The organism is Rhodococcus sp. WMMA185, from assembly GCF_001767395.1.
GTDB lineage: Bacteria > Actinomycetota > Actinomycetes > Mycobacteriales > Mycobacteriaceae > Rhodococcus_F.
The window spans coordinates 3,435,062-3,455,362 of record NZ_CP017014.1; the positions used below are offsets into that span (position 1 = coordinate 3,435,062).

Here is a 20,301-nt window from a genome sequence, read left to right on the forward strand (position 1 = left end):
CTACTGTCCTGCCTCGAGAGACCACTCGGGCCCGTTGGGAGTGTCGGTGACCTCGATACCCGCCCGAACGAGACGGTCACGCACCTCGTCTGCCACAGCCCAGTTCTTCTCGGCACGAGCAACCTGCCTGCGCTCGAGCTCGGCCCGGACCAACACGTCCAGGGCGTCGGTTGCCGCGGACGCGGACGCAGTCCCCTGAGTCCAGTGCTCATCCAGCGGATCGACACCGAGAATGCCGACCATGGCCCGGACTTGTGAGGCGATCTCCCGCGCACCCTCGAGATCCCCGCGATCGAGAGCGATGTTTCCCTCGCGGACCGTGCCGTGCACCTCGGCCAGAGCGGCGGGAACGGCAAGGTCGTCGTCCAGAGCACGCCCGAAAGCCTCGGTCCACCGGCCTACTCGCACCTCACCCGCACGCTCCTGAGTTCGAGCGACGAAGGACTCCACCCGGCGGAACGCCGCAGCGCCCTCTTCGAGGGCCGTCTCGGAATATTCCAGCATCGACCGGTAGTGCGCGCTTCCGAGATAGTACCGAAGTTCTTGCGGGCGAACCTTTTTCAGCACGTTCGGAACCGACAGAACATTGCCCAGCGACTTCGACATCTTCTCGCCACCCATGGTGACCCAGCCGTTGTGCAGCCAGTACTGCGCGAAACCGTCTCCCGCGCACTTGGCCTGGGCGATCTCGTTCTCATGGTGGGGGAACATCAACTCGACACCGCCGCAGTGAATGTCGAATGCGGCCCCGAGATAGAACTCGGCCATTGCTGAGCACTCGAGATGCCAGCCTGGACGGCCGCGACCCCACGGTGTCGGCCAGGAAGGCTCTCCCGGCTTCTCCGCCTTCCAGAGCGTGAAGTCGCGTGGGTCGCGCTTGCCTCGTCCGGCATCCTCACCCTGGTGCACGTCTTCGAGTTTGTGCCCCGACAGGCTGCCGTACTCCGGGTAGCTGCGGACATCGAAGTAGACGTCACCATCGGCCGCATACGCGTGGCCCTTGTCGATGAGACGCTGCATCATCTCGATCATCTGCGTGATGTGTCCGGTGGCACGCGGTTCGATGGACGGGGGCAGCACACCGAGTTGCTCGTACGCCCAGCTGAAGGACCGTTCGAAGGTCGCAGCCCACTCCCACCACGGGCGGCCCGCCTCGGCGGCCTTCGCCAGAATCTTGTCCTCGATGTCCGTGACGTTGCGCACGAACGCGACCTCATAGTCGTTGGCAAGCAGCCAGCGGCGGAGAACGTCGAACGCGACGCTGCTGCGTACGTGACCGATATGGGGTTCTCCCTGCACCGTTGCCCCACACAGGTACACCGATGCACGTCCGGGGGCCAGCGGAACGAAGTCACGCAGAGCCCGACTCTCGGTGTCGAATAGGCGCAGGGTCACGACCAGCGATACTACCTGGCGCCGGAATGGCGAATGACCAGCGCGGTGGCCATCGCCGCAATCCCCTCACCGCGCCCGGTGAGACCGAGGCCGTCCGTGGTAGTTGCGGACACCGACACCGGTGCGCCCAGGACTCCGCTCAGCACCTGTTGTGCCTCACGTCGCCGAGGTCCGATCTTCGGACGGTTTCCGATCACCTGGACGGCTGCGTTGCCGACACCGAAGCCATCCACTTCGAGGAGTCGACGAACTTCCGCAAGCATCTCGGCGCCGCTCACACCCGACCACTCCGGCCTGCCGGTGCCGAACACGGAACCTAGATCGCCGAGACCTGCAGCGGAGAGCAGTGCATCGCACAGCGCGTGAACGGCTACGTCGCCATCAGAATGGCCCGCGCAGCCGTCCTCGTTCTCGAACAACAGGCCGGCGATCCAGCACGGTCGCCCCTGTTCGATCGGATGGACGTCGGTCCCTATTCCCACTCGCACTAGGGCGTCCCTTCTTCGACCAGCGCTCGGGCAAGCATAAGGTCCAGCGGCGTGGTGATCTTGAATGCTGTGGGTTCCCCGACGATGGTGCGAACCCGTTCGCCGAGTCGCTCCACCAATCCGGCGTCATCCGTTGCGTGATCGTCGGCTTCGTCGTAAGCCCTGCGGAGCAGGTCCACGGTGAAGCCCTGCGGTGTTTGCACGGCTCGCAACTCGGACCGTTCTGGTGTGCCGGTGACCGCACCGAGAATGTCGACGGTCTTGATCGTGTCCGCGACGGGAAGAACAGGAACTACCGCGGTACGACCCGAACGCAACTCCGCGGCCACGCGCGCGATGAGGGACGGCGGCGTGAGAGCGCGTGCAGCATCATGCACCAGCACGTACTGTGCGCCGTCGACCATCGCGAGGCCCGCGCGAACCGATTCCGTACGTTCACTGCCGCCGGCCACAACCGTGACATCGGCGGGCAGCATCGTCCGAGTCGAGTCGACCAACTCTTCCGGCACGATCACGACAACGCGGTCGACGACCCCAGACCGCAGGAGTCCGTCGACCGCGCGGCTGAGCATGACCCTCCCGCCGAGATCAACGAATGCCTTGGGCATTCCCTCGCCCAAACGCATACCCTGACCAGCGGCGGGAACCAGCGCAACAACAGAATCAAAAGATTCGGTCACCGTGGATGTCGCGGCTGTCTAGGACGCGGCCGCGAGAACCTCGTCGAGGATCGTCTCAGCCTTGTCGCTATCGGTGCCTTCGGCCAACGCGAGTTCGCCGACCAGAATCTGGCGCGCCTTGGCGAGCATGCGCTTCTCTCCCGCGGACAAGCCGCGATCCTGCTCGCGACGCCAGAGGTCACGCACGACCTCGGCGACCTTGTTCACGTCACCCGACGCGAGCTTTTCGAGATTCGCCTTGTACCGGCGCGACCAGTTGGTGGGTTCTTCCGTATGTGGTGCCCGCAGAACCTGGAAGACCCTATCGAGGCCTTCCTGCCCGACTACGTCGCGAACGCCGACGTACTCTGCGTTTTCTGCTGGAACCCGGACGGTGAGGTCGCCTTGAGCAACCTTGAGAACGAGGTATTCCTTCTTCTCACCCTTGATGGTGCGGGTTTCAATTGCTTCGATCAATGCCGCACCGTGATGGGGATATACGACGGTGTCTCCGACCTTAAAAATCATCTGTCCCGTGCCCCTTTCGATCTTAAGAGTTTAACACGCGTCCGAATCCTGGTCGCATCAACGGCGCAGGTCAGGGGCTTCGTGGCTCAATTATGGGGGTTGACAGGACCACCGATACGTGCATGCCGGACACCCTCGGAGATGCTTTCCGCGGCCTCGAACCGCTGCGCAGGCAAGCGTTGTGAGCACCCAGAGCGCAGGCCGCGGAAGGGAACTACTACGCTTCCTAGTCGGAGTGCAAGCCTGAAACTGGAGGACAACTCGTGACTGCTCTCGACAAGCCGACTCGCCGAGTCGCTACCGCCGTTGCTCTCGCTGCCGGCGCGGCCCTCACGTTGTCAGCTTGCAGTGCGGGCCAGATAACCCAGACGTCGAGCCAGGTCGCTGCGATCAACGGCAACAGCGCCGACGGCGGATCGATCGCGCTGCGCAACGTGCATGTGGTGTTCCCCAACTCCGAGGAATACAGCATCGAGCCCGGCGGCACCGCTGTCCTGGCCTTCACCGCGGTCAACCTCAATGAGTCCGTGGCCGACACGCTGACCGCGATCACCACGGATTTCGCCGAGTCCGTGACGATCGGTACCGCCACCGGCGATCAGGAGATCGCGCCGCAAACCTCGTTGGCCGCCGGCCTTCCTGCCCAGGACTTCGCCGAGAGCGCCGAAGCCCGGACCCAGTCGGACGAGAGTGCAGACGCACCTACGGATCTGTTGCTGGTCACCCTCGACGACCTGAATGAAGGTGTGCGACCCGGCCTCACGTTCCCAGCCACCTTCACGTTCGAGAAGGCCGGAGATATCACCGTCTCCGTGCCCGTAGACGCCGGCCCCTTGACCGAGCGTGAGGTCTCCGACCGGTCCCCCGGCAGCGAAGCCGGCGGCGGACACTAGCAAGAGCCGCACCAGCAGTATCGGGTTCACTGTCGGACCTGCCCCCTAGTCTGACCGCGTGGCCAAATCGAAATCCAACTTTCGTTGCTCGACGTGCCAGTGCACGGTTCCCAAATGGGTTGGCCGATGCCCGGAGTGCGACAGCTGGGGTTCGATGGACGAGGTACCGATCATCGCGTCGGTCTCCAGCCGGGCCGGTGCCTCCCTCGCGAAAGCTGGTGCAGGTGCGATCCTTCCGTCCAGCCCGGCCACGCCGATCACTCGGATCGACAGCAAGTCCACCCGCGCCAAGCCGACTGGTATCGGCGAACTCGACCGCGTCCTCGGCGGCGGGGTGGTCCCCGGCTCGGTCGTCCTCCTCGCCGGAGAGCCCGGTGTCGGCAAGTCCACGTTGCTACTCGAGGTAGTTCATCAATGGGCCCGACGGGGACCCGACAACCGGTCCCTCTATGTCACGGGTGAAGAATCCGCCGGGCAGGTACGCCTACGGGCCGATCGGACCGGCGCGGTGCACGAGAGGGTCTACCTCACTGCCGAATCCGACCTCGCGACCATCCTCGGCCATGTGGAACAGGTGAACCCCACCTTGCTCATCGTCGACTCCGTCCAGACCATGTGCGCTGCGGACGTCGACGGAGTCGTGGGCGGTGTCACGCAGGTGAAAGCAGTCACCAGCGCACTCACATCCCTCGCCAAGGCCAGTGGCGTTCCTGTGCTGTTGATCGGTCACGTCACGAAGGACGGCGCCGTCGCCGGCCCTCGATCACTCGAACACCTCGTGGATGTCGTCCTGCATTTCGAGGGCGACAAGCATTCGACCCTCCGCATGGTGCGAGGCGTCAAGAATCGCTTCGGCGCAGCAGACGAGGTCGGCTGCTTCGAGCTTCACGAAGATGGCATCGCCGGCATCAGCGATCCTTCGGGACTGTTCCTGCATCACCGCACCGAAGCCGTACCCGGGACTGCCGTCACCGTCATGATGGATGGCAAACGGCCACTCCTGGGCGAAGTCCAGGCCCTCGTCGCCGCAACGTCCATGCCCGCGCCTCGGCGGGCTGTGAGCGGTCTCGACAGCGCCCGCGTTGCGATGGTGCTGGCCGTACTCGATCGGCGGTGTGGGGTGCCGATCGCGAAGAACGACGTCTACGCAGCAACCGTCGGGGGCATGCGGATGACCGAACCTTCGGCTGACCTCGCCCTAGCCCTCGCCGTTGCGTCTGCCGTGCGGGACAGGCCCGTCCCCGACGGGCTTGTGATCCTCGGCGAAGTGGGCCTTGCCGGGGAGGTTCGCCGAGTGCCCGGTGTGGGGCGGCGCCTCACCGAGGCAGCCCGTCTGGGATTCACCCGGGCCCTGGTACCCCTCGATTCGGGGGCGCCTCCGGTCGGTATGAAGGTGACCGAGGTCGGGCACCTGGATGCGGCGATCGCCGCTCTGAGGGGCTGAGACGCGGCGATCACCGGACAAAATCCGCATTTCAGTGGTAGATAGGAATCTGTGTGCGAGTCCGAACCGATTTCGACCACGGCCCCCGCAAGTGGCCTCTACATCGGCGGGGTAGTTGGGCGATGAATGATGTCGAGTCGCCGCCCGGGCTGCGCGAGACCATCGCCCGACTGGCTCCCGGAACTTCACTTCGCGACGGCTTGGAACGCATTCTTCGCGGCCGAACCGGCGCCCTGATCATCCTCGGCTACGACGAGCAGGTCGAAGAGTTGTGTGATGGTGGCTTCGAACTCGATGTGGAGTTCGCGCCGACCCGCCTGCGTGAGCTCTCCAAAATGGACGGCGCAGTGGTTCTGTCCACAGACGGCTCACGCATCGTGCGCGCCAACGTCCAACTGGTGCCGGATCATTCGATTCCGACGGTGGAATCCGGCACTCGGCACCGCGCCGCCGAGCGGACGGCGCTACAAACCGGCTATCCCGTGGTGTCGGTGAGCCAATCGATGAGCATCGTCAGCGTCTACGTCGGCGGCATCCGACACGTCATCGACGGACCCGCCACGATCTTGTCGCGGGCCAACCAGGCGGTCGCTACCCTCGAGCGCTACAAGGCGCGCCTCGACGAGGTCACCCGCCAACTGACAGTGGTCGAGATCGAAGATTTCGTCACTCTGCGCGACGCACTGACCGTAGTGCAGCGCCTGGAAATGGTGCGCCGTGTGTCGGTGGAAATCGAACAGGCTGTACTGGAGCTGGGTACGGACGGGCGCCAACTTGCGCTGCAACTCGAGGAACTCGTCGGGGACAACGACGCGGAAAGGGAAATCCTCACCCGCGACTACCTTGCCAGCTCCGGACCGGTGCAGAAGGCTGATGTCGAGAAAGTGCTCTCCGCCCTCGACCTGATCACCGATGTAGAGCTTCTCGACCTGACAACTTTGGCTTCGGCCTTCGGGTATCCGTGCGCAGTCGAAGCACTGGAGGCCCCCACGAGCCCCCGTGGCTACCGGGTTCTGACCCGGGTGCCGCGTCTGCAGTTCGACCAGATCCACGGACTCGTAGGGTCGTTCGGAACACTGCAGTCGCTCCTCGCCGCGACTGCGGCCGACCTCGAGTCGGTGGATGGGATCGGCGGGACATGGGCCCGGCATATTCGGGAGGGCTTGTCCAGGTTCGCCGAGACGTCGATCACGGGCGCCTACGACTGACTCCCTCGACCAGGATCGGCCGTATCAGACTCTCCAACAATATATTTCAACGTTTCTCGGACTGCATCCAGGTGTTCGGCCATGGCCTGGGCGGCCCTGTCGTAGCTTCCGGATGCGATTCCGTCCACAATCCGCGCGTGCTCGTCATTCGCCTTCTCTCTTCGGCCGGCGAGTCGATTCAGAGTCTCGGACTGACTGATCAGCGTTTCGCGTATATCGACGATCAGCGACTCGAAGACCCGATTCCCGCTCATCTTCGCGATGAGCCCATGCAGCTGCGCGTCCAGCGACACCCATGCCACCGGATCACTCTCGTTTCGCATCTGATCGACCAGGTCCTGCAGCACTGCAATGTCCTCGTCCGAGTGCCGCTGCGCCGCCCACCCCGCAGCCGGAACCTCCACGTGAGGCCGCGCCTCGACGAGCTCCTGCGCTTCATAGTTACCGAAGTCCAGATCGCGGGCGATCGTATTGCTGACCACGAACGTGCCCAGGCCCGTCCTCGTCTCGGTGAGCCCGAGTGCATGCAAGGAGCGGAGGGCCTCGCGGATCACCGATCGGCTGACACCGTGTCTCGCGGCCAGCGACGCTTCAGCCGGGAGTCGGTCACCGACCGCTAACTCACCGGATGTGATCACGTCACGAAGATCCGCGATGACAGCCTCCGCAGCGCTAACTCGCGCAGACGACGGCTGCCTGTCTACCCAGCTGTCAGACAGGTTCATGCTGACATTGTTCTCACGGGCCCGCGCCGACGTCAACTTTAGGCCCTACCAGGGTTGACGCATCTCAGTGAGCGGGGTAACAATGGCGCCTGTCTGACAGCCTGGCAACTGGATGCCCGGGCTGTTCGATCGAGAAGACCCCACCTGACCGAAACAGGCTCACCGCCGTCGCCTGCCACAGCAACGCTCGTGCAAACCCATGTGAGGAAGAATCAGTGCCCGAAACGCGAACAGAACATGATTTGCTCGGCGAACGCGAAGTGCCGGCGGACTCGTACTGGGGCATCCACACGCTGCGTGCTGTAGAGAACTTCCCCATCACCGGTCGGCCGATCTCCACGAACCCGGAACTGATCCGCGGACTTGCGTACGTCAAGTGGGCAGCGGCGATCGCCAACGAGAAACTCGGCATCCTCGACAGCCGTCGCGCCGAGGCAATCAGTCAGGCGTGCAGCGAGATCGTCGATGGCCGCTGGCACGACGAGTTCGTCGTCGACGTCATCCAGGGCGGTGCCGGAACGTCGACCAACATGAACGCCAACGAGGTCATCGCCAATCGGGCACTCGAAATCCTCGGGCACGGGCGTGGGGAGTACGACATCCTCCACCCGAACGAGCATGTCAATCTCAGTCAGTCGACCAACGACGTCTATCCCACCGCTATCAACATCGCGACGATCTTCGCGATCGACGACCTCCTCGACGCGCTTCGGGTGCTTCAGGACGCGTTCGCGACCAAGGCCGTAGAGTTTGCCGACACCGTGAAGATGGGTCGTACCCAACTCCAGGACGCGGTTCCGATGACGTTGGGGCAAGAATTCACCACCTACTCGGTCATGATCGACGAGGACCGCGCACGACTCGGCGAAGCTGCACTGCTGATCCACGAGATCAACCTCGGCGCAACCGCGATCGGTACGGGCTTGAACGCTCCGGTCGGCTATGCGGAGGCGGCGTGCGAGACGCTCCGCGACCTCACCGGTCTGCCCCTGGTCCTGGCCGTCGACCTCGTCGAAGCAACTCAGGACGTAGGTCAGTTCGTTCACCTCTCGGGTGTACTGAAGCGGATCGCGGTCAAGCTGTCCAAGGTCTGCAACGACCTCCGGCTGCTGTCCTCCGGACCGCGCGCCGGCCTGAACGAGATCAATCTTCCCCCGGTACAGGCCGGTTCGTCGATCATGCCGGGCAAGGTCAATCCAGTCATCCCCGAGGTCCTCAGCCAGGTGGCTTTCGAAGTCATCGGGAACGACGTCACCATCACGATGGCCGCGGAATCCGGTCAGCTTCAGCTCAACGCCTTCGAGCCGATCATCGCACATTCCCTCTCGAAGGGGATGCGCCACTTCGGTGCCGCCTGCCGAATCCTGGCCTCTCGCTGTGTAGTCGGCATCACGGCAAATACCGACCTGTTGCGCGCACGAGTGGAGGATTCCATCGGGCTCGCGACGGCGCTCAACCCACACATCGGCTACGCCGCAGCGACCCGAATCGCCCAGGAAGCTTTGCTTTCCGGCCGCAAGGTCGCCGACCTCGTGATCGAGGCCGGTCTCTTGGACCGCGAAGAACTCGATCGACTTCTCAGTCCCGAGCATCTCGCCAACCTGAGGGCGTCGGATCCAGGTCAGCAGGCACCCGCCGCCACCACAGGAGCAACAATCCCATGACCATCGAGAACAGCCAGGCCGCGGAAGAACTCGAAATCATCGCCGACGAGGAAAAGGGATTCCACAAGGATCTCCATCCCCGCCAGATCCAGATGATCGCGATCGGCGGCGCGATCGGCACCGGGCTGTTCCTGGGCACGGGTGGCAGGCTCTACGACTCCGGTCCGGCCCTGGTCCTCGTCTTCGCCGTCTGCGGAACCTTCGCGTTCTTGATCCTGCGAGCACTGGGCGAACTGGTCGTGCATCGCCCCACTTCCGGTGCCTTCGTGTCGTATTCGCGGGAATTCTATGGCGAGAAGATGGCTTTCGCCACTGGATGGCTGTACTGGCTGAACTGGGCCATGACCGGCATCGTCGATGTCACCGCGGCCGCGCTGTACATGAACTTCTTCAAGAAGTACTGGGCCCCGATCGGGAATGTGGACCAGTGGGTGTTCGCCTTGGCCGCAGTAGTGCTCGTACTTGGTCTGAATTTGTTGTCCGTCAAAGTGTTCGGCGAACTCGAGTTCTGGTTCGCGCTCATCAAGGTTGTCGCCCTGGTGGCATTCCTTGGTTTCGGAATCTACTTCCTGCTGTTCGGAACTCCAATCGACGGTCAATCAACGGGCTTCAGCCTGATTGCCGACAACGGGGGGATCTTCCCCAACGGGATCCTGCCCGCCATCGTCCTGGTCCAGGGCGTCGTCTTCGCTTATGCGTCAATTGAACTCGTGGGAACTGCCGCCGGGGAAACGGAGAATGCGGAGAAGGTCATCCCCCGGGCGATCAACACGGTGATCATCCGGCTCGTCGTCTTCTACGTCGGATCCGTTCTGCTGCTCGCGCTGCTGCTCCCCCACACCGCCTACAGCGCCGGCGAGAGTCCGTTCGTCACGTTCTTCAGCTCCATCAATGTCGAAGGCGCCGACGGCGTCATGAATCTCGTCGTGCTGACAGCCGCATTGTCCTCACTCAACGCCGGACTCTATTCCACAGGTCGGATTCTGCACTCGATGGCGATGTCTGGCTCCGCGCCCTCGTTCGCAGCGCGAATGAACAAGAACGGTGTCCCCTACGGTGGAATCGCCCTCACCGGACTGGTGGCAGCGCTTGGCGTCGGACTGAACGCCATCGTTCCCGACGAGGCTTTCGAGATCGTCCTCAACCTCGCCGCACTCGGAATCGTCAGCGCCTGGGCCGTCATCATCTTGTGCCAATTGAAGTTGTGGAAACTCGCGAAGGACGGGGTACTCACCCGGCCCGACTACCGATTGTTCGGCGCTCCCTATACCGGGTTGCTGACACTGGTCTTCCTCGCAGGCGTCATCGTCTTGATGGCATTCGATCGTCCCGTCGGAACCTGGACCGTCGCTTCCATCGCAATCATCGTCCCCTTGCTGGTGATCGGATGGTACGGCGCGAGGAAGCGCATCCACGAACTGGCAGACGAACGCCACCACGTCTAGCGAAAAGGGGTCCCGTCGTGCCCAAGATCGCCGTCGTCACCACCGGGGGCACCATCGCCAGCAGTCAGGACGGGCGCGGCGTGAGCACGCCCGTGATGACGGGCTCGGATCTGCTAGGTGGTGTCGGGACGGGAACGGAGCTTCGAATCAGGGATCTCATGTCGAAGGACAGTTCGAGTATGTCGTTCGCCGATATGGATCGTGTACGCGGTGCGGTCGTGGAAGAGCTTCGCGATCCCGATGTCGATGCGGTGGTCGTGCTGCACGGAACCGACACCATGGAGGAGACCGCGTTCCTCGTCGATCTCCACCATGACGATCCGCGCCCGGTGATCTTCACCGGCGCGCAACGGACCTTCGACCACCCCGAATCCGATGCAATGGCAAACCTTACGGCCGCAATCACCGCCGGATCGGACCCTGCACTGCGTTGTAGAGGGGTACTGATCGTTTTCGGGGGTGCCCAGCATCGAGCATCGGGCACCCGCAAAGCCGACACGACGTCACTCGAAGCCTTTCATTCCGTGCATGCCACCGACACTCCACAGCATCGGCTCGATCCGTTGCCGTGGCGCCCCATATCCGGAACTCGCGTCGACATCGTCGCTATCTACCCCGGCGCGGATCGGGTTCAGATCGACGCGTGCGTGGCAGCCGGGGCACGTGGCCTGGTACTCGACGCACTCGGGTCAGGGAACGCGAACCCCTCGATCGTCGCCTCCGTCCGGGACTGCGTGGCCGCAAGTATTCCTGTCGCCGTTGCGACCCGGGTGCCTCGGGGCCCGATCGCCCCCGCTTATGGTGGTGGCGGCGGCGGCCACGACCTCGCCGAGGCCGGCGCCCTATTCTCCACGCATCTCAGAGCAGGTCAGGCACGCGTGCTGCTCGCTGTGCTGCTCGCCGGACCCGACCGAGATGACCTCGAGAAGGAATTCGACCGACGCTCACGTCTCGACCCCACCCCGGAGATCAGCCGAGGTTGAACGGCTCCGGCACGCTCCGGAGCTGACCCAACTGCCCCACGACCGTGTACGCACCCGGGGCCACGGGCTCACGCTGCGGATCTGGCTGCGTCAGGCAGTCCGGGGCGGAGGTCGTCCCGGACCAGGTCACGGTGAACTGAGCCTGCTCACCCGGGGCGAGAGAGCGCAGGTCGGGATCGGACTGCGGGTAGCAGTCGATATTGGACCACAGACGCACGGCCCCGTCGATCGTGTAGACCAGCACCTGCTGGAGGCCGCTTCCCAGGTCGCGATCGCACTGCTCGGTGCCAATGTTTGTGATGACCGTGGTGAAAACCGGCTCCTCACCCGCCTGGTATGTCGGCTTGTCGGTCGCCACCTTGATAGCCAGCGACTGATCAGGGCACTGCCCCTCGAGAAGGGGTGGAACGGCGGGTGGTGGGTCACTGCCAGGTTCCTCACCACCGGGTTCCCCGCCACTTGGCACTCCACCGCCCAGCGCCCCGGGATTTCCGGGCGACTGCGCTCCCGCAACACCGCCCCCACTCGATCCACCGCCCGCCGGCGCTGACGCCGTAGTAGTCGTGGTGGGTGAAGCGGACGTTGTCGACGAAGAACTCGCGGCCGCGGGATTGGCGTCGGAATCGCCGCCACCGCGAACGGAGTTGATCAGAAAGCCGACGAGTAGCAGCACAACGATGACGCCACCGACCGCCAGCGCCCTGCGACGCCAGTAAATCTCGGGGGGCAATGGCCCAGTCGGTTCCAGCACAGCGTCAACGGTAGTTCGGTGTCGCGCGGTGAGCGCTCAGCTGGTTCGGCGTGTCGCGGTCAGTCACCGAGCTCACCGATGTCCCCGACCGTTGCCTGCAGCTGCATACGACCGTCAGAGAGCTTGTAGGTAGCACCCGCGATAGCACACTTACCTTGCTCGACCCGGTCCGCGATGATGCGTGATCTCTGCATCAAGAGCGACCCGGTCTCGACGACGTGGCGCCTCACGAACTCGTCGACCGTAGTCAAGCCATCACCACGGCCCATCAGGATCGAGGGAGCCACACGCTCGACGATGCTACGGATGAATCCGTTCGGGACCTTGCCCCCGTCGAGTGCGTCCACGGTTGCCTTCACTGCGCCGCAACTATCGTGGCCCAGGACGACGATCAGCGGAACGTTGAGGACCTCTACCGCGAACTCGATGGACCCGAGGACGGAGTCATCGATGACATGACCGGCTGTGCGGACCACGAACATGTCACCGAGACCTTGATCGAAGATGATCTCGGCGGCGACACGCGAATCGCCGCATCCGAACAGCACAGCAGTTGGATGTTGCCCCTCGACGAGCTTTGCGCGGTCGGCGATTCCCTGGCTGGGATGGATCACCTCTCCGTTGACGAAACGATCGTTACCCTGTTGCAGGGACTTCCACGCGGAGGCCGGGCTGGTGTTAGGCATGCAGATATTGTGCACCCGCGTCGTTGCGGTTACTTTGCGGGCAGCTCGAACGCCGAAAGTTGTCCGATTCACGCGAAGACGAAGGGACTTGTGAAGACGAGGTGAGTGTGGACTCCTCCGCTTTGATCAGGTGGTACGAGACGAAGGCCCGGGACCTGCCGTGGCGTCGAGACGGAGTGACCGCCTGGCACATCCTGATGAGCGAGATCATGCTGCAGCAAACTCCGGTGATCCGGGTTGCGCCCATCTGGGAGGAGTGGGTGCGACGCTGGCCTGTCCCCTCACTCATGGCTGCGTCGAGCCAGGCCGACGTGCTACGCGCCTGGGGCAAGCTGGGCTACCCGCGCCGCGCCCTGAGACTGCACCAGTGCGCGGCTGTGTTGGCAACCGAACACGGGGACGTCGTGCCCGACGATGTCGACACGCTCCTCCAACTACCCGGCATCGGTGCCTATACAGCACGTGCGGTGGCCTGCTTTGCCTATGGACAGCGCGTCCCCGTTGTCGACACCAACGTCCGGCGAGTGGTCGCCAGGGCTGTGCACGGAAGCGCCGAGCCTGCGAATCCGTCGACCACCCGAGATCTGGCCGACGTGTCGGCACTGCTTCCGCGCACACGCGCGCGAGCGGCCACGTTCTCGGCGGCCCTCATGGAACTCGGGGCCACCGTGTGCACCGCCCGGTCACCCGAGTGCTCGAACTGCCCCCTGCCGAGCTGCTCATGGGTGGACTCCGGACGCCCAGCACACAACGGCGAGCGCCGGAAGATGCAGAAGTTCGCGGGCACCGACCGTCAGGTGCGGGGCAAGCTGATGGCTGTGCTGAGGGAGAGTTCCACCCCCGTCGAACGCATCCGGCTCGACGAGGTATGGATGGACGACCCGGGCCAACGCGACCGCGCCCTCCACTCGCTGCTGATCGACGGGCTCGTCGAGCAAACCGACAACGGGCTCTTCGCACTCGCGGGCGAGGGTGGTTGATGCCGGATCCCTTCTCGTGCGAGCGGTTCGGAGTACGAACCGCACATCACCTCAAGGGGCATGCATCGAAGCGCATTGCGGCTTTGAACGCGAACGAGGCCGGTGAGCACTAACGTCGAGACCATGTTCACTACCGAGATCGAGATCCGCACCGGCGCTGAGCCCGTCGTCCACGATTTGACGCGAGAGATCAAGAAGTTCCTCGTAGCGGCTGAGGGGGACAACGGCCTGCTGCACATCTGGGTACCTCATGCGACTGCCGGGCTGGCCGTTATCGAGACAGGCGCCGGGAGCGACAGCGACCTGATCGCAGCCATCGGCGAACTCCTTCCGCGTGACGACCGCTGGCAGCACCGGCACGGCAGCCACGGGCACGGCCGCGACCACGTGCTGCCTGCGTTCCTGCCGCCGTATGCGTCGGTCCCCGTTGTCCACGGATCCCCGGTTACCGGAACCTGGCAATCTGTATGCCTCGTAGACACAAACATCGACAATCCGGTTCGGCGTGTTCGTTTCAGCTTTCTCGCCGGCTGACTGAGTCGGGTGTCGGGTACCAACCAGGATCACGAGATCGGTTGCGGCGTAATCAGTCACGGCGCTCTCGGTTGACCCCTCTCAGCGTTCGGCCGCCCGGCGCACGGGAGATGCGCCGGGCGACTGGAGTGCGGCCGGGTCAGGGCCCGGAAACCAAAGTGGCCATGTTGTTCTCGGGAGTGGACGGGCCCCCGCTGTCGTTGATGATGTGGTTGATCGTGCCGGTCCCGCCGAGGGAGACGGTCACCATGTCGTGGAAGCGGACCCCGGGGGCCGCGGGAGCCTCGATGGCGTGTTCGGCAACCACGGACGGGTTGTCATCGAAGAAGCAGTAGCTGCCCAGGCCCCAGGCCTCGTGGTCAGTCACCTCCGGGTTGACGTAATAAGCGTCGTAGCCGAGGGTCTCGCCGTTCATCCAGGCCTCCTGGTTGGGCGGGTCGTAGGGCATCTCGTTCTGGAAGAAGTAGGTGCGCCCGCCGTTGCCGTTCCAGATCACCTGATGCTCCTGGTAATGCTCCACGAACAGCCCATACATCGTCACGTCGTCGCCGTTGACGACCAGGCCGTTGGCGGCGGTGTTGTCGTTCCAGCCGATGCCGTTGCCATGATCGGCGCGCCAGAGCCACATGTGGTCGCCGATGACGTCCGAGCTGTTGATCACCAGGCTCTGGGTGGCCTTGCCGACACCGGCACCCCCGATGCGGAAGTAGACGTCGTGCAGGGAAGTGGGGTTGGCGGTGTGTCGCGCGGTCGAGTCGGACGGGCCGATCTGCATCAGGGTCTGCGAGTTCGTGGTGCCCGCGTCGATCAGCAGTCCGGCGATCTTGATCCCGTCCACGTCGGCCGTGCTGACAGCGGTGACGCCGTTGTCCGGTACGAGAGTGGCAAGACCCAGACCCAGCACGACGGTGTCGGGGCGGTCGATGTTGATCGTCTGGTCGAGGTGGTAGACGCCCGGGGTGAACAACAGGTTCTTGCCTTGGGCGAGTGCGCCGTTGATGTCGGAGGCCGTGGCGCCGGGCTTGACGATGAAGAACTGGTCGATCGGCAACGAGTCGCCTGCCGGGTTGCCGCCCTCCCAGCTCACGCCTGCAGTGTTGGTCTGCAGGGCCGGGACGAATACCTTCCAGGCATTGTCCGAATCGACATACAGGAACGGCTTCTCACGGATCACTGGAGTCTGCGCGACGGTGGTGTACGGCGGGTCGGGGAAGGTGTTGGCCGGTGCATTGACCGAGCCGAGGAAGGTCATGTTCCAGACCGCACCATCCCAGCTGCCCACCTCGCTGTTGCGGGTCATCCACTGCTGCTGCGAGCCGGACTCCACCCGACCGTCGATCTTGGTGTCGGCGAACAGACCGCCACTGGCCCAGCCGCCGCCCTCGTGTAGCAGGAGGTTGCCTCGCAGGTGCATGCGGCGGTACGGGGCTGCCTGCGCGGACGCCCAGAGGTCGGTGCCGCTCGCCGGATTGACCGAGAGGTTCTCCGCGCCACGCCAGAAGTTCTGCGTGGCATTGAAGTCGAACCAGTCGGCGTCGGTGTGAACCGCACCGTTGATGGTCACGTCGTCCGGGGACAGGCCGAGACCCGCAACCTGCGTGTAGAAGCCGACGTTGGCATCGGCGTCATAGGTGCCGGGCTTGAAGAGCACGGCTTGGCGCTCCGATCCGAACTGGTTGGTCTGCTGCTGCTGGAAGATCTCATCGAGTCGGTTCTGGATGGAGTCGGACGACATGGACGGATCGAACACGGTGACGTTCGGGCCGAAGTCGGGGGTGTCCGGCGGCGCCGCCAGGGCCTGAGGGGCGGTCAGCGTGACGGCGGACAGACTCCAGGCCAGTAACGCGGCCAGGGTGAGCGACACGCCGCGGGACGGCGTTCGGAGGGTTTTCATGAATAGCTCCTGTGCCGCGCGGGGCACGGCGCCTAGGGGTTGCATGCCGAATTGGATAGCGGCATGCGATACGGGGACTGGAAGAATGGCCCGCCGGGCGCGCGCCCCAGCGTGTCAGCGACTGAAAAGGTCAAAGCGGCCTTTTCGATACGCAAAGAAGTTATGCTTCCGTGACATTCCCGTCAAGGGGTGTTTTTGGTAAATCTCCGGCGCGCCCGAAAACCAACCGGTTCGAGAACTCGATGGTCCTATGCGCATCCCTGTTGCGGGCGGTTTGCGGACATACCGCACCGATTCCGCTGACGGCCAAGATTATTGGGTGACCATCAGGTTGCCTGCATAGTTGCCGATTGTCACCGGCCGCATTGTCGACGGCCGCATTGTCGACGACTCAACCGAGACCATCGAGGAACTCTTCGACCGCCTTCCGGTACTGCTCGGGTTGGTCGTCATGGACGAGGTGTCCTGCCTGCTCGATCCGGACGTAGTGGGCGCCAGGATGCCGCTGCGCCATCACCCGCATCTGACCGTCCGGGGTGATCGTGAACTCACCCTCGATCAGCAGGGATGGAACAGTCACCGACGCCCACTGATCCCAGAAGTGCCTGCCGCCCCACTCCTGCGAGATGTCACGAAACGTGTCGAGATCCCCGTGGAGGTACCAGCCATCAGCACGACGCTCGAACGAGTCCAAAAAGTACTGTCCCGCAATCGGTCCGAAGAATTCGAAGAGGTCTTCCGGTTCCTTGAAGGGCTGCGGCCAACTTGCGATCATGGCCGCCCAGTCGTCGGCGGTGCGGCCACGAAAGTCGGGTGCCATGTCTTCGAGCACCAGGGCCGCGACCTTCTCCGGGAACTCGGCGGCCAGGCACCAGGCGTGCAGGGCGCCCATCGAGTGGCCGATCACCACCCACGGCTCGGTGAACGGATCGAGCGCAGAAGCGAGGTCGCCGACAAATGCTTCGGTGGTCAGCATCGCTGGTGCCGGCCGACCGTGACCGGCGGCGTCGAAGGTGAAGACATGACCTCGCTCGCGCAGCCACGGAATTTGCCGGCGCCAGGTTCGAGCGCTTCCCATCAAGCCGTGCAGCAGCAGAATCGGCTGCCCCGCCCCACCCTCGTCGTGTAATGCACTTTCACCCACCACCCCTCAGACGCTAGCTGAGTACACTCGCCCACATGGCAGTGGTGAAGATCAACGCGATCGAAATTCCCGAGGGCGCAGGCCCCGAACTCGAGAAGCGGTTCGCCGCGAGCCCGCGGTCGGTGAAGGACTCTCCAGGCTTCCTGGGCTTCCAACTCCTCCGGCCGGTCAAAGGCGAGAACCGATACTTCGTGGTCACGCAGTGGGAGAGCGACGAGGCCTTCGAGGCGTGGCGCTCCGGACCGGCCAGGCAAGAGCACGCAGGTGAGCGCAAGAAGCCGGTCTCGTCCGGCGCGTCGCTTCTCGAGTTCGAGGTCGTTATGGACGTCGAGGCAGCGAACAAGGGCTGACAGCCGGGGCAGAGCTGCGGAGATTGACACAGCGGCCTGCCGAATGCAAAAGTTCGCAGGACAAAGCGATGGTTCGGCAGGAATCCGGTGCAATTCCGGAGCGGTCGCGCCACTGTGAATCGAAGTAGTTCCTCAGCGGGGCTTTTCGACAGCCAGATATTGCAGCCATCGCATGGACCGAGGGGACGCGAAATCCCAGGAGGAACCATGGCACTCGCCTACACACCAGGCACGTCGGTCGATACGACTCGTCTTGCCGTCATCTCATTCGCGATTGTTCTTTTCGCGATGCTCGCCCTCTACCTCGTGGGCTTCGACCAGGGCGCAATCTCGCGCAGCGGCATGTTCATGCACGAATTGATGCATGACGGTCGCCACCTCCTGGGTCTCCCATGCCACTGACAGATTCCCTCGCGAAACTCGTCATCCGTGGTCTGCTGGCAGGCCTGATCGCAGGCCTGCTGGCGGGCGGCGTCGCATTTGTTCTCGGCGAACCTCACATCGAGGCAGCCATTGCAATCGAAGAGTCACAGGGTGCAACCGATGTGGCGGGCCACTCGCACGGCGGCGATCAGGCCGGTGCGGCGACGGGGCACTCCCACTCTGACGGAGAGGCACTCGTCAGCCGTGACGGACAACGCTTCGGCCTGTTCTTGGCCACCTCCCTAGCCGGCATGGCCCTCGGCGCGATCTTCGCGGTCGTCGCGCACTACACGCGCAGGGTAATCCCCTTGCCAGGTCCGCTTTTCGCGATGACGCTGGCAGCGTTCGGTTGGCTGGCAATCGAGGCGGTGCCGTTCTTCAAGTACCCTGCCAACCCGCCGGCCGTCGGGGACCCCGACACCGTGACGCAGCGGACGTGGCTGTGGCTGGCCTCGGTCGTGCTCGGCCTACTCGCGGTAGTTGCGGCCGCCCTCGTGACTAGGGCTGTCGCGGCTCACGCGTTTCGGACTGTGCGGCTCGCCGCGCCCCTGATCACCTTCCTCGCCGTGGTGACGATCGGATACCTAATCCTTCCGACCGTCAACGAAGTGGGCGACGACTTCCCGGCAGCGCTGCTGTGGGAATTCCGTCTCTCTTCGCTTGCCACACAGGCAACGTTGTGGTTGGGGCTCGGACTTGTCTTCGCATTTCTGACCGAACGTGCTGCCAAGTCGAAGGAACCGGCAACCGCAGCGGCAACCTGACGGCCCCACTGCTCCAAAGATCAGGTGGCGCGTTCGGCTGCCCGGTGGATGAGATCCGCCAGGCCGACGGGTGATCCGTGTTCACTCCACAGGCCGAGACGACTTGGAGAAAGCAGTTCGTCGACGACCATGTACGCGGCACCCGTCAGGCCCGCCGAGTTCCCCAGGGTTGAGATCGCGAATTGAATCTCGCTGACCGCGCTCGGAAGTGAGCGCCCCCGGACGGTGGTTCGGAAGGCGGTCATGTACGGGTCGTCGATGCTGACCAGCCCGGCATCGAACAGGATCAGTGAGGGATTGAGTCCACTGACCAGGACTGACACCACCGAGCCGAGGGTGCGTCCGGCGCGGGTGAGGATATCGGTGCTCACCGGGTCGCCGGCTGCGGCAGCAGTGAATACCTCGGGAGCGCCGATGGCACGGCCTTGGGACGAAATGGCAGCGAGGATGGCGCTTTCTCCCGTGGTCGCGGCGAGTTGTCCGAACTCGCCTACCGCGCGGGCGCCGGAAACTTGGGTGAGACACCCGGTGTGCCCGCACCAGCATCGCTCGGCGACGTCCTCCGAGACCAACACGTGCCCGAACTCGCCGGCGGAACCTTGCGAACCGCGCTGCAACGTTCCCGACGAAATCACGGCGCCACCGATGCCTCCACCGACCTTGACGAAGAGGACGTCATCGAGCCCGCGGGCCTGTCCCTCGCGCAGTTCGCCCAAGGCCATCAGATTCGCATCGTTGTCGACCCACACCGGGAGGTCGTAACGGGCGACGAACCGATCACGAACTGGGTAGTCGGTCCACTCCGGGACGGACAGCGCACCAATCGGACGGCCGCTCGAAATCTCGACCGGGCCCGGGATTGCGATACCGATACCGTAGATGGACGGGCTGTCGGCAGATCTGTCCGCAATCAGGGAGTCGAAGATCGACTCGATACGGCCAAGGGTCACATCCGGACCTGAGCGCGGGTCCAACTCAGCTCGTATCTCGCTCACAACGGTTCCTGCCAGATCGGTCAAGCCGACGGAAATACTCGTCTCAGCGATTTCAGCGACGAGGATGTGAGCGCCATCTGCGCGGAACCTCACTTCGCGAGGCGCCCTGCCGCCGGTGGAGCGTCCGACTTCGCCTTCCTCCGCGAAGCCCGCGCGGATCAGTTCCTCGAGTCGTTGGGTGACCACCTTCCTCGTCAAGCCGGTGCGCTCAACCAGTTCGGTACGTGTCATCCGGCCGGTAGATCGCAGCAGACTCAGAACCGGAAACGCGGTGCCCGCGGGCACTAGACCGGAGTGTCGCGTCATGGCGCTCCCTTTTTCCGCAGACGACAGGTCGCCCAAAACCAT

21 protein-coding genes and 1 riboswitch are annotated in these 20,301 nt (G+C 64.0%); of the genes, 11 read left to right on the plus strand and 10 right to left on the minus strand.

All coding sequences use genetic code 11. The features are described from left to right. Genes cysS through carD form a run of 4 tightly spaced genes read right to left on the minus strand, consistent with a single transcriptional unit; the run spans nt 1 to nt 3,070 of the window. Nucleotides 1-1,395 carry a cysteine--tRNA ligase gene (gene cysS / locus BFN03_RS15460; RefSeq protein ID WP_070379756.1) on the minus strand — a complete coding sequence of 465 codons (1,395 nt, stop codon included), beginning with the start codon at nt 1,393-1,395 and terminating at the stop codon, nt 1-3. Between the two features lie 11 nt (nt 1,396-1,406). After that, the gene (gene ispF, locus BFN03_RS15465) at nt 1,407-1,883 is read right to left on the minus strand and encodes a 2-C-methyl-D-erythritol 2,4-cyclodiphosphate synthase (protein ID WP_070379757.1); all 477 of its coding nucleotides are present in this window, start codon (nt 1,881-1,883) and stop codon (nt 1,407-1,409) included. Next, on the minus strand, nt 1,883-2,563 hold the full coding sequence (ispD, locus tag BFN03_RS15470; RefSeq protein WP_084385635.1) for a 2-C-methyl-D-erythritol 4-phosphate cytidylyltransferase: 681 nt from the start codon (nt 2,561-2,563) through the stop codon (nt 1,883-1,885). The genes ispF and ispD overlap by 1 nt, the downstream gene beginning before the upstream one ends. An 18-nt stretch (nt 2,564-2,581) precedes the next feature. Further along, the gene (gene carD, locus BFN03_RS15475; protein WP_070379759.1) at nt 2,582-3,070 is read right to left on the minus strand and encodes an RNA polymerase-binding transcription factor CarD; all 489 of its coding nucleotides are present in this window, start codon (nt 3,068-3,070) and stop codon (nt 2,582-2,584) included. A gap of 263 nt (nt 3,071-3,333) precedes the next feature. Here carD and BFN03_RS15480 point away from each other — a divergent pair, with 263 nt between their 5' ends. The 3 genes from BFN03_RS15480 to disA all read left to right on the plus strand — a co-directional run bounded on the left by BFN03_RS15480 (nt 3,334) and on the right by disA (nt 6,615). Further along, nucleotides 3,334-3,963 (plus strand): hypothetical protein, encoded by a 630-nt coding sequence (locus BFN03_RS15480; protein ID WP_070379760.1) that lies wholly within the window; start codon nt 3,334-3,336, stop codon nt 3,961-3,963. 58 nt (nt 3,964-4,021) lie between these two features. Then, nucleotides 4,022-5,407 (plus strand): DNA repair protein RadA, encoded by a 1,386-nt coding sequence (gene radA, locus BFN03_RS15485; RefSeq protein ID WP_070379761.1) that lies wholly within the window; start codon nt 4,022-4,024, stop codon nt 5,405-5,407. A 122-nt stretch (nt 5,408-5,529) separates the two neighbouring features. Further along, entirely contained in the window at nt 5,530-6,615 is a 1,086-nt protein-coding gene (gene disA, locus BFN03_RS15490; protein WP_070379762.1) for a DNA integrity scanning diadenylate cyclase DisA, read from the plus strand. On the opposite strand, the gene BFN03_RS15495 is transcribed toward disA, so the two are convergent. Continuing rightward, nucleotides 6,606-7,340: a FadR/GntR family transcriptional regulator gene (locus tag BFN03_RS15495; RefSeq protein ID WP_070379763.1), complete on the minus strand. Its 735-nt coding sequence runs from the start codon at nt 7,338-7,340 to the stop codon at nt 6,606-6,608. The genes disA and BFN03_RS15495 overlap by 10 nt on opposite strands. A 215-nt stretch (nt 7,341-7,555) precedes the next feature. On the opposite strand from BFN03_RS15495, the gene BFN03_RS15500 reads away from it, so the two are divergent. Genes BFN03_RS15500 through BFN03_RS15510 form a run of 3 tightly spaced genes read left to right on the plus strand, consistent with a single transcriptional unit; the run spans nt 7,556 to nt 11,432 of the window. Continuing rightward, entirely contained in the window at nt 7,556-9,004 is a 1,449-nt protein-coding gene (locus BFN03_RS15500; protein WP_070379764.1) for an aspartate ammonia-lyase, read from the plus strand. Further along, complete coding sequence (locus tag BFN03_RS15505) at nt 9,001-10,449, plus strand: amino acid permease (RefSeq protein WP_070379765.1); 1,449 nt, start codon at nt 9,001-9,003, stop codon at nt 10,447-10,449. Before BFN03_RS15500 ends, BFN03_RS15505 begins: the two co-directional genes overlap by 4 nt. 17 nt (nt 10,450-10,466) lie before the next feature. Then, nucleotides 10,467-11,432 (plus strand): asparaginase, encoded by a 966-nt coding sequence (locus tag BFN03_RS15510; protein WP_070379766.1) that lies wholly within the window; start codon nt 10,467-10,469, stop codon nt 11,430-11,432. Here BFN03_RS15510 and BFN03_RS15515 read toward each other — a convergent pair. After that, nucleotides 11,419-12,183, minus strand: a complete 765-nt coding sequence (locus BFN03_RS15515) for a hypothetical protein (protein ID WP_070379767.1) — start codon at nt 12,181-12,183, stop codon at nt 11,419-11,421. The two genes, BFN03_RS15510 and BFN03_RS15515, sit on opposite strands and share 14 nt — an antisense overlap. A gap of 59 nt (nt 12,184-12,242) precedes the next feature. Then, the gene (locus BFN03_RS15520; RefSeq protein WP_070380968.1) at nt 12,243-12,869 is read right to left on the minus strand and encodes a carbonic anhydrase; all 627 of its coding nucleotides are present in this window, start codon (nt 12,867-12,869) and stop codon (nt 12,243-12,245) included. A 101-nt stretch (nt 12,870-12,970) separates the two neighbouring features. Here BFN03_RS15520 and BFN03_RS15525 point away from each other — a divergent pair, with 101 nt between their 5' ends. Both BFN03_RS15525 and BFN03_RS15530 read left to right on the plus strand, forming a co-directional pair. Next, nucleotides 12,971-13,849, plus strand: a complete 879-nt coding sequence (locus BFN03_RS15525; protein ID WP_070379768.1) for an A/G-specific adenine glycosylase — start codon at nt 12,971-12,973, stop codon at nt 13,847-13,849. Nucleotides 13,850-13,972: 123 nt separating this feature from the next. Continuing rightward, the gene (locus BFN03_RS15530) at nt 13,973-14,383 is read left to right on the plus strand and encodes a YjbQ family protein (protein WP_070380969.1); all 411 of its coding nucleotides are present in this window, start codon (nt 13,973-13,975) and stop codon (nt 14,381-14,383) included. 139 nt (nt 14,384-14,522) lie between these two features. Here the strand turns inward: BFN03_RS15530 and BFN03_RS15535 are convergent, their stop codons facing one another. Together BFN03_RS15535 and BFN03_RS15540 are read right to left on the minus strand one after the other, a co-directional pair. Beyond that, nucleotides 14,523-16,277, minus strand: coding sequence for a coagulation factor 5/8 type domain-containing protein (locus BFN03_RS15535; protein ID WP_070380970.1), 1,755 nt, complete (start codon nt 16,275-16,277; stop codon nt 14,523-14,525). A gap of 391 nt (nt 16,278-16,668) precedes the next feature. Continuing rightward, on the minus strand, nt 16,669-17,424 hold the full coding sequence (locus tag BFN03_RS15540) for an alpha/beta fold hydrolase (RefSeq protein ID WP_070379769.1): 756 nt from the start codon (nt 17,422-17,424) through the stop codon (nt 16,669-16,671). 32 nt (nt 17,425-17,456) lie between these two features. On the opposite strand from BFN03_RS15540, the gene BFN03_RS15545 reads away from it, so the two are divergent. From BFN03_RS15545 to BFN03_RS15555, 3 genes are all read left to right on the plus strand, one after another. Beyond that, complete coding sequence (locus BFN03_RS15545; protein WP_070379770.1) at nt 17,457-17,771, plus strand: antibiotic biosynthesis monooxygenase family protein; 315 nt, start codon at nt 17,457-17,459, stop codon at nt 17,769-17,771. Nucleotides 17,772-17,823: 52 nt separating this feature from the next. Next, nucleotides 17,824-17,955, plus strand: a riboswitch (cobalamin riboswitch). 23 nt (nt 17,956-17,978) lie between these two features. Further along, complete coding sequence (locus BFN03_RS15550; RefSeq protein WP_070379771.1) at nt 17,979-18,173, plus strand: CbtB domain-containing protein; 195 nt, start codon at nt 17,979-17,981, stop codon at nt 18,171-18,173. Further along, nucleotides 18,164-18,958: a CbtA family protein gene (locus BFN03_RS15555; protein ID WP_070379772.1), complete on the plus strand. Its 795-nt coding sequence runs from the start codon at nt 18,164-18,166 to the stop codon at nt 18,956-18,958. The genes BFN03_RS15550 and BFN03_RS15555 overlap by 10 nt, the downstream gene beginning before the upstream one ends. Nucleotides 18,959-18,978: 20 nt before the next feature. Here BFN03_RS15555 and BFN03_RS15560 read toward each other — a convergent pair whose 3' ends face one another. Beyond that, the gene (locus BFN03_RS15560; protein WP_070380971.1) at nt 18,979-20,259 is read right to left on the minus strand and encodes an ROK family transcriptional regulator; all 1,281 of its coding nucleotides are present in this window, start codon (nt 20,257-20,259) and stop codon (nt 18,979-18,981) included. Nucleotides 20,260-20,301: the final 42 nt, after the last annotated feature.

Excerpts from the sequence above, each read along its gene's own strand:
- carD (WP_070379759.1), bottom strand. The coding sequence starts at position 3,070 with ATGATTTTTAAGGTCGGAGACACCGTCGTATATCCCCATCACGGTGCG.
- disA (WP_070379762.1), top strand. The coding sequence starts at position 5,530 with ATGAATGATGTCGAGTCGCCGCCCGGGCTGCGCGAGACCATCGCCCGA.
- BFN03_RS15495 (WP_070379763.1), bottom strand. The coding sequence starts at position 7,340 with ATGAACCTGTCTGACAGCTGGGTAGACAGGCAGCCGTCGTCTGCGCGA.
- BFN03_RS15505 (WP_070379765.1), top strand. The coding sequence starts at position 9,001 with ATGACCATCGAGAACAGCCAGGCCGCGGAAGAACTCGAAATCATCGCC.
- BFN03_RS15520 (WP_070380968.1), bottom strand. The coding sequence starts at position 12,869 with ATGCCTAACACCAGCCCGGCCTCCGCGTGGAAGTCCCTGCAACAGGGT.
- BFN03_RS15530 (WP_070380969.1), top strand. The coding sequence starts at position 13,973 with ATGTTCACTACCGAGATCGAGATCCGCACCGGCGCTGAGCCCGTCGTC.
- BFN03_RS15535 (WP_070380970.1), bottom strand. The coding sequence starts at position 16,277 with ATGAAAACCCTCCGAACGCCGTCCCGCGGCGTGTCGCTCACCCTGGCC.
- BFN03_RS15545 (WP_070379770.1), top strand. The coding sequence starts at position 17,457 with ATGGCAGTGGTGAAGATCAACGCGATCGAAATTCCCGAGGGCGCAGGC.
- BFN03_RS15550 (WP_070379771.1), top strand. The coding sequence starts at position 17,979 with ATGGCACTCGCCTACACACCAGGCACGTCGGTCGATACGACTCGTCTT.
- BFN03_RS15555 (WP_070379772.1), top strand. The coding sequence starts at position 18,164 with ATGCCACTGACAGATTCCCTCGCGAAACTCGTCATCCGTGGTCTGCTG.
- BFN03_RS15560 (WP_070380971.1), bottom strand. The coding sequence starts at position 20,259 with ATGACGCGACACTCCGGTCTAGTGCCCGCGGGCACCGCGTTTCCGGTT.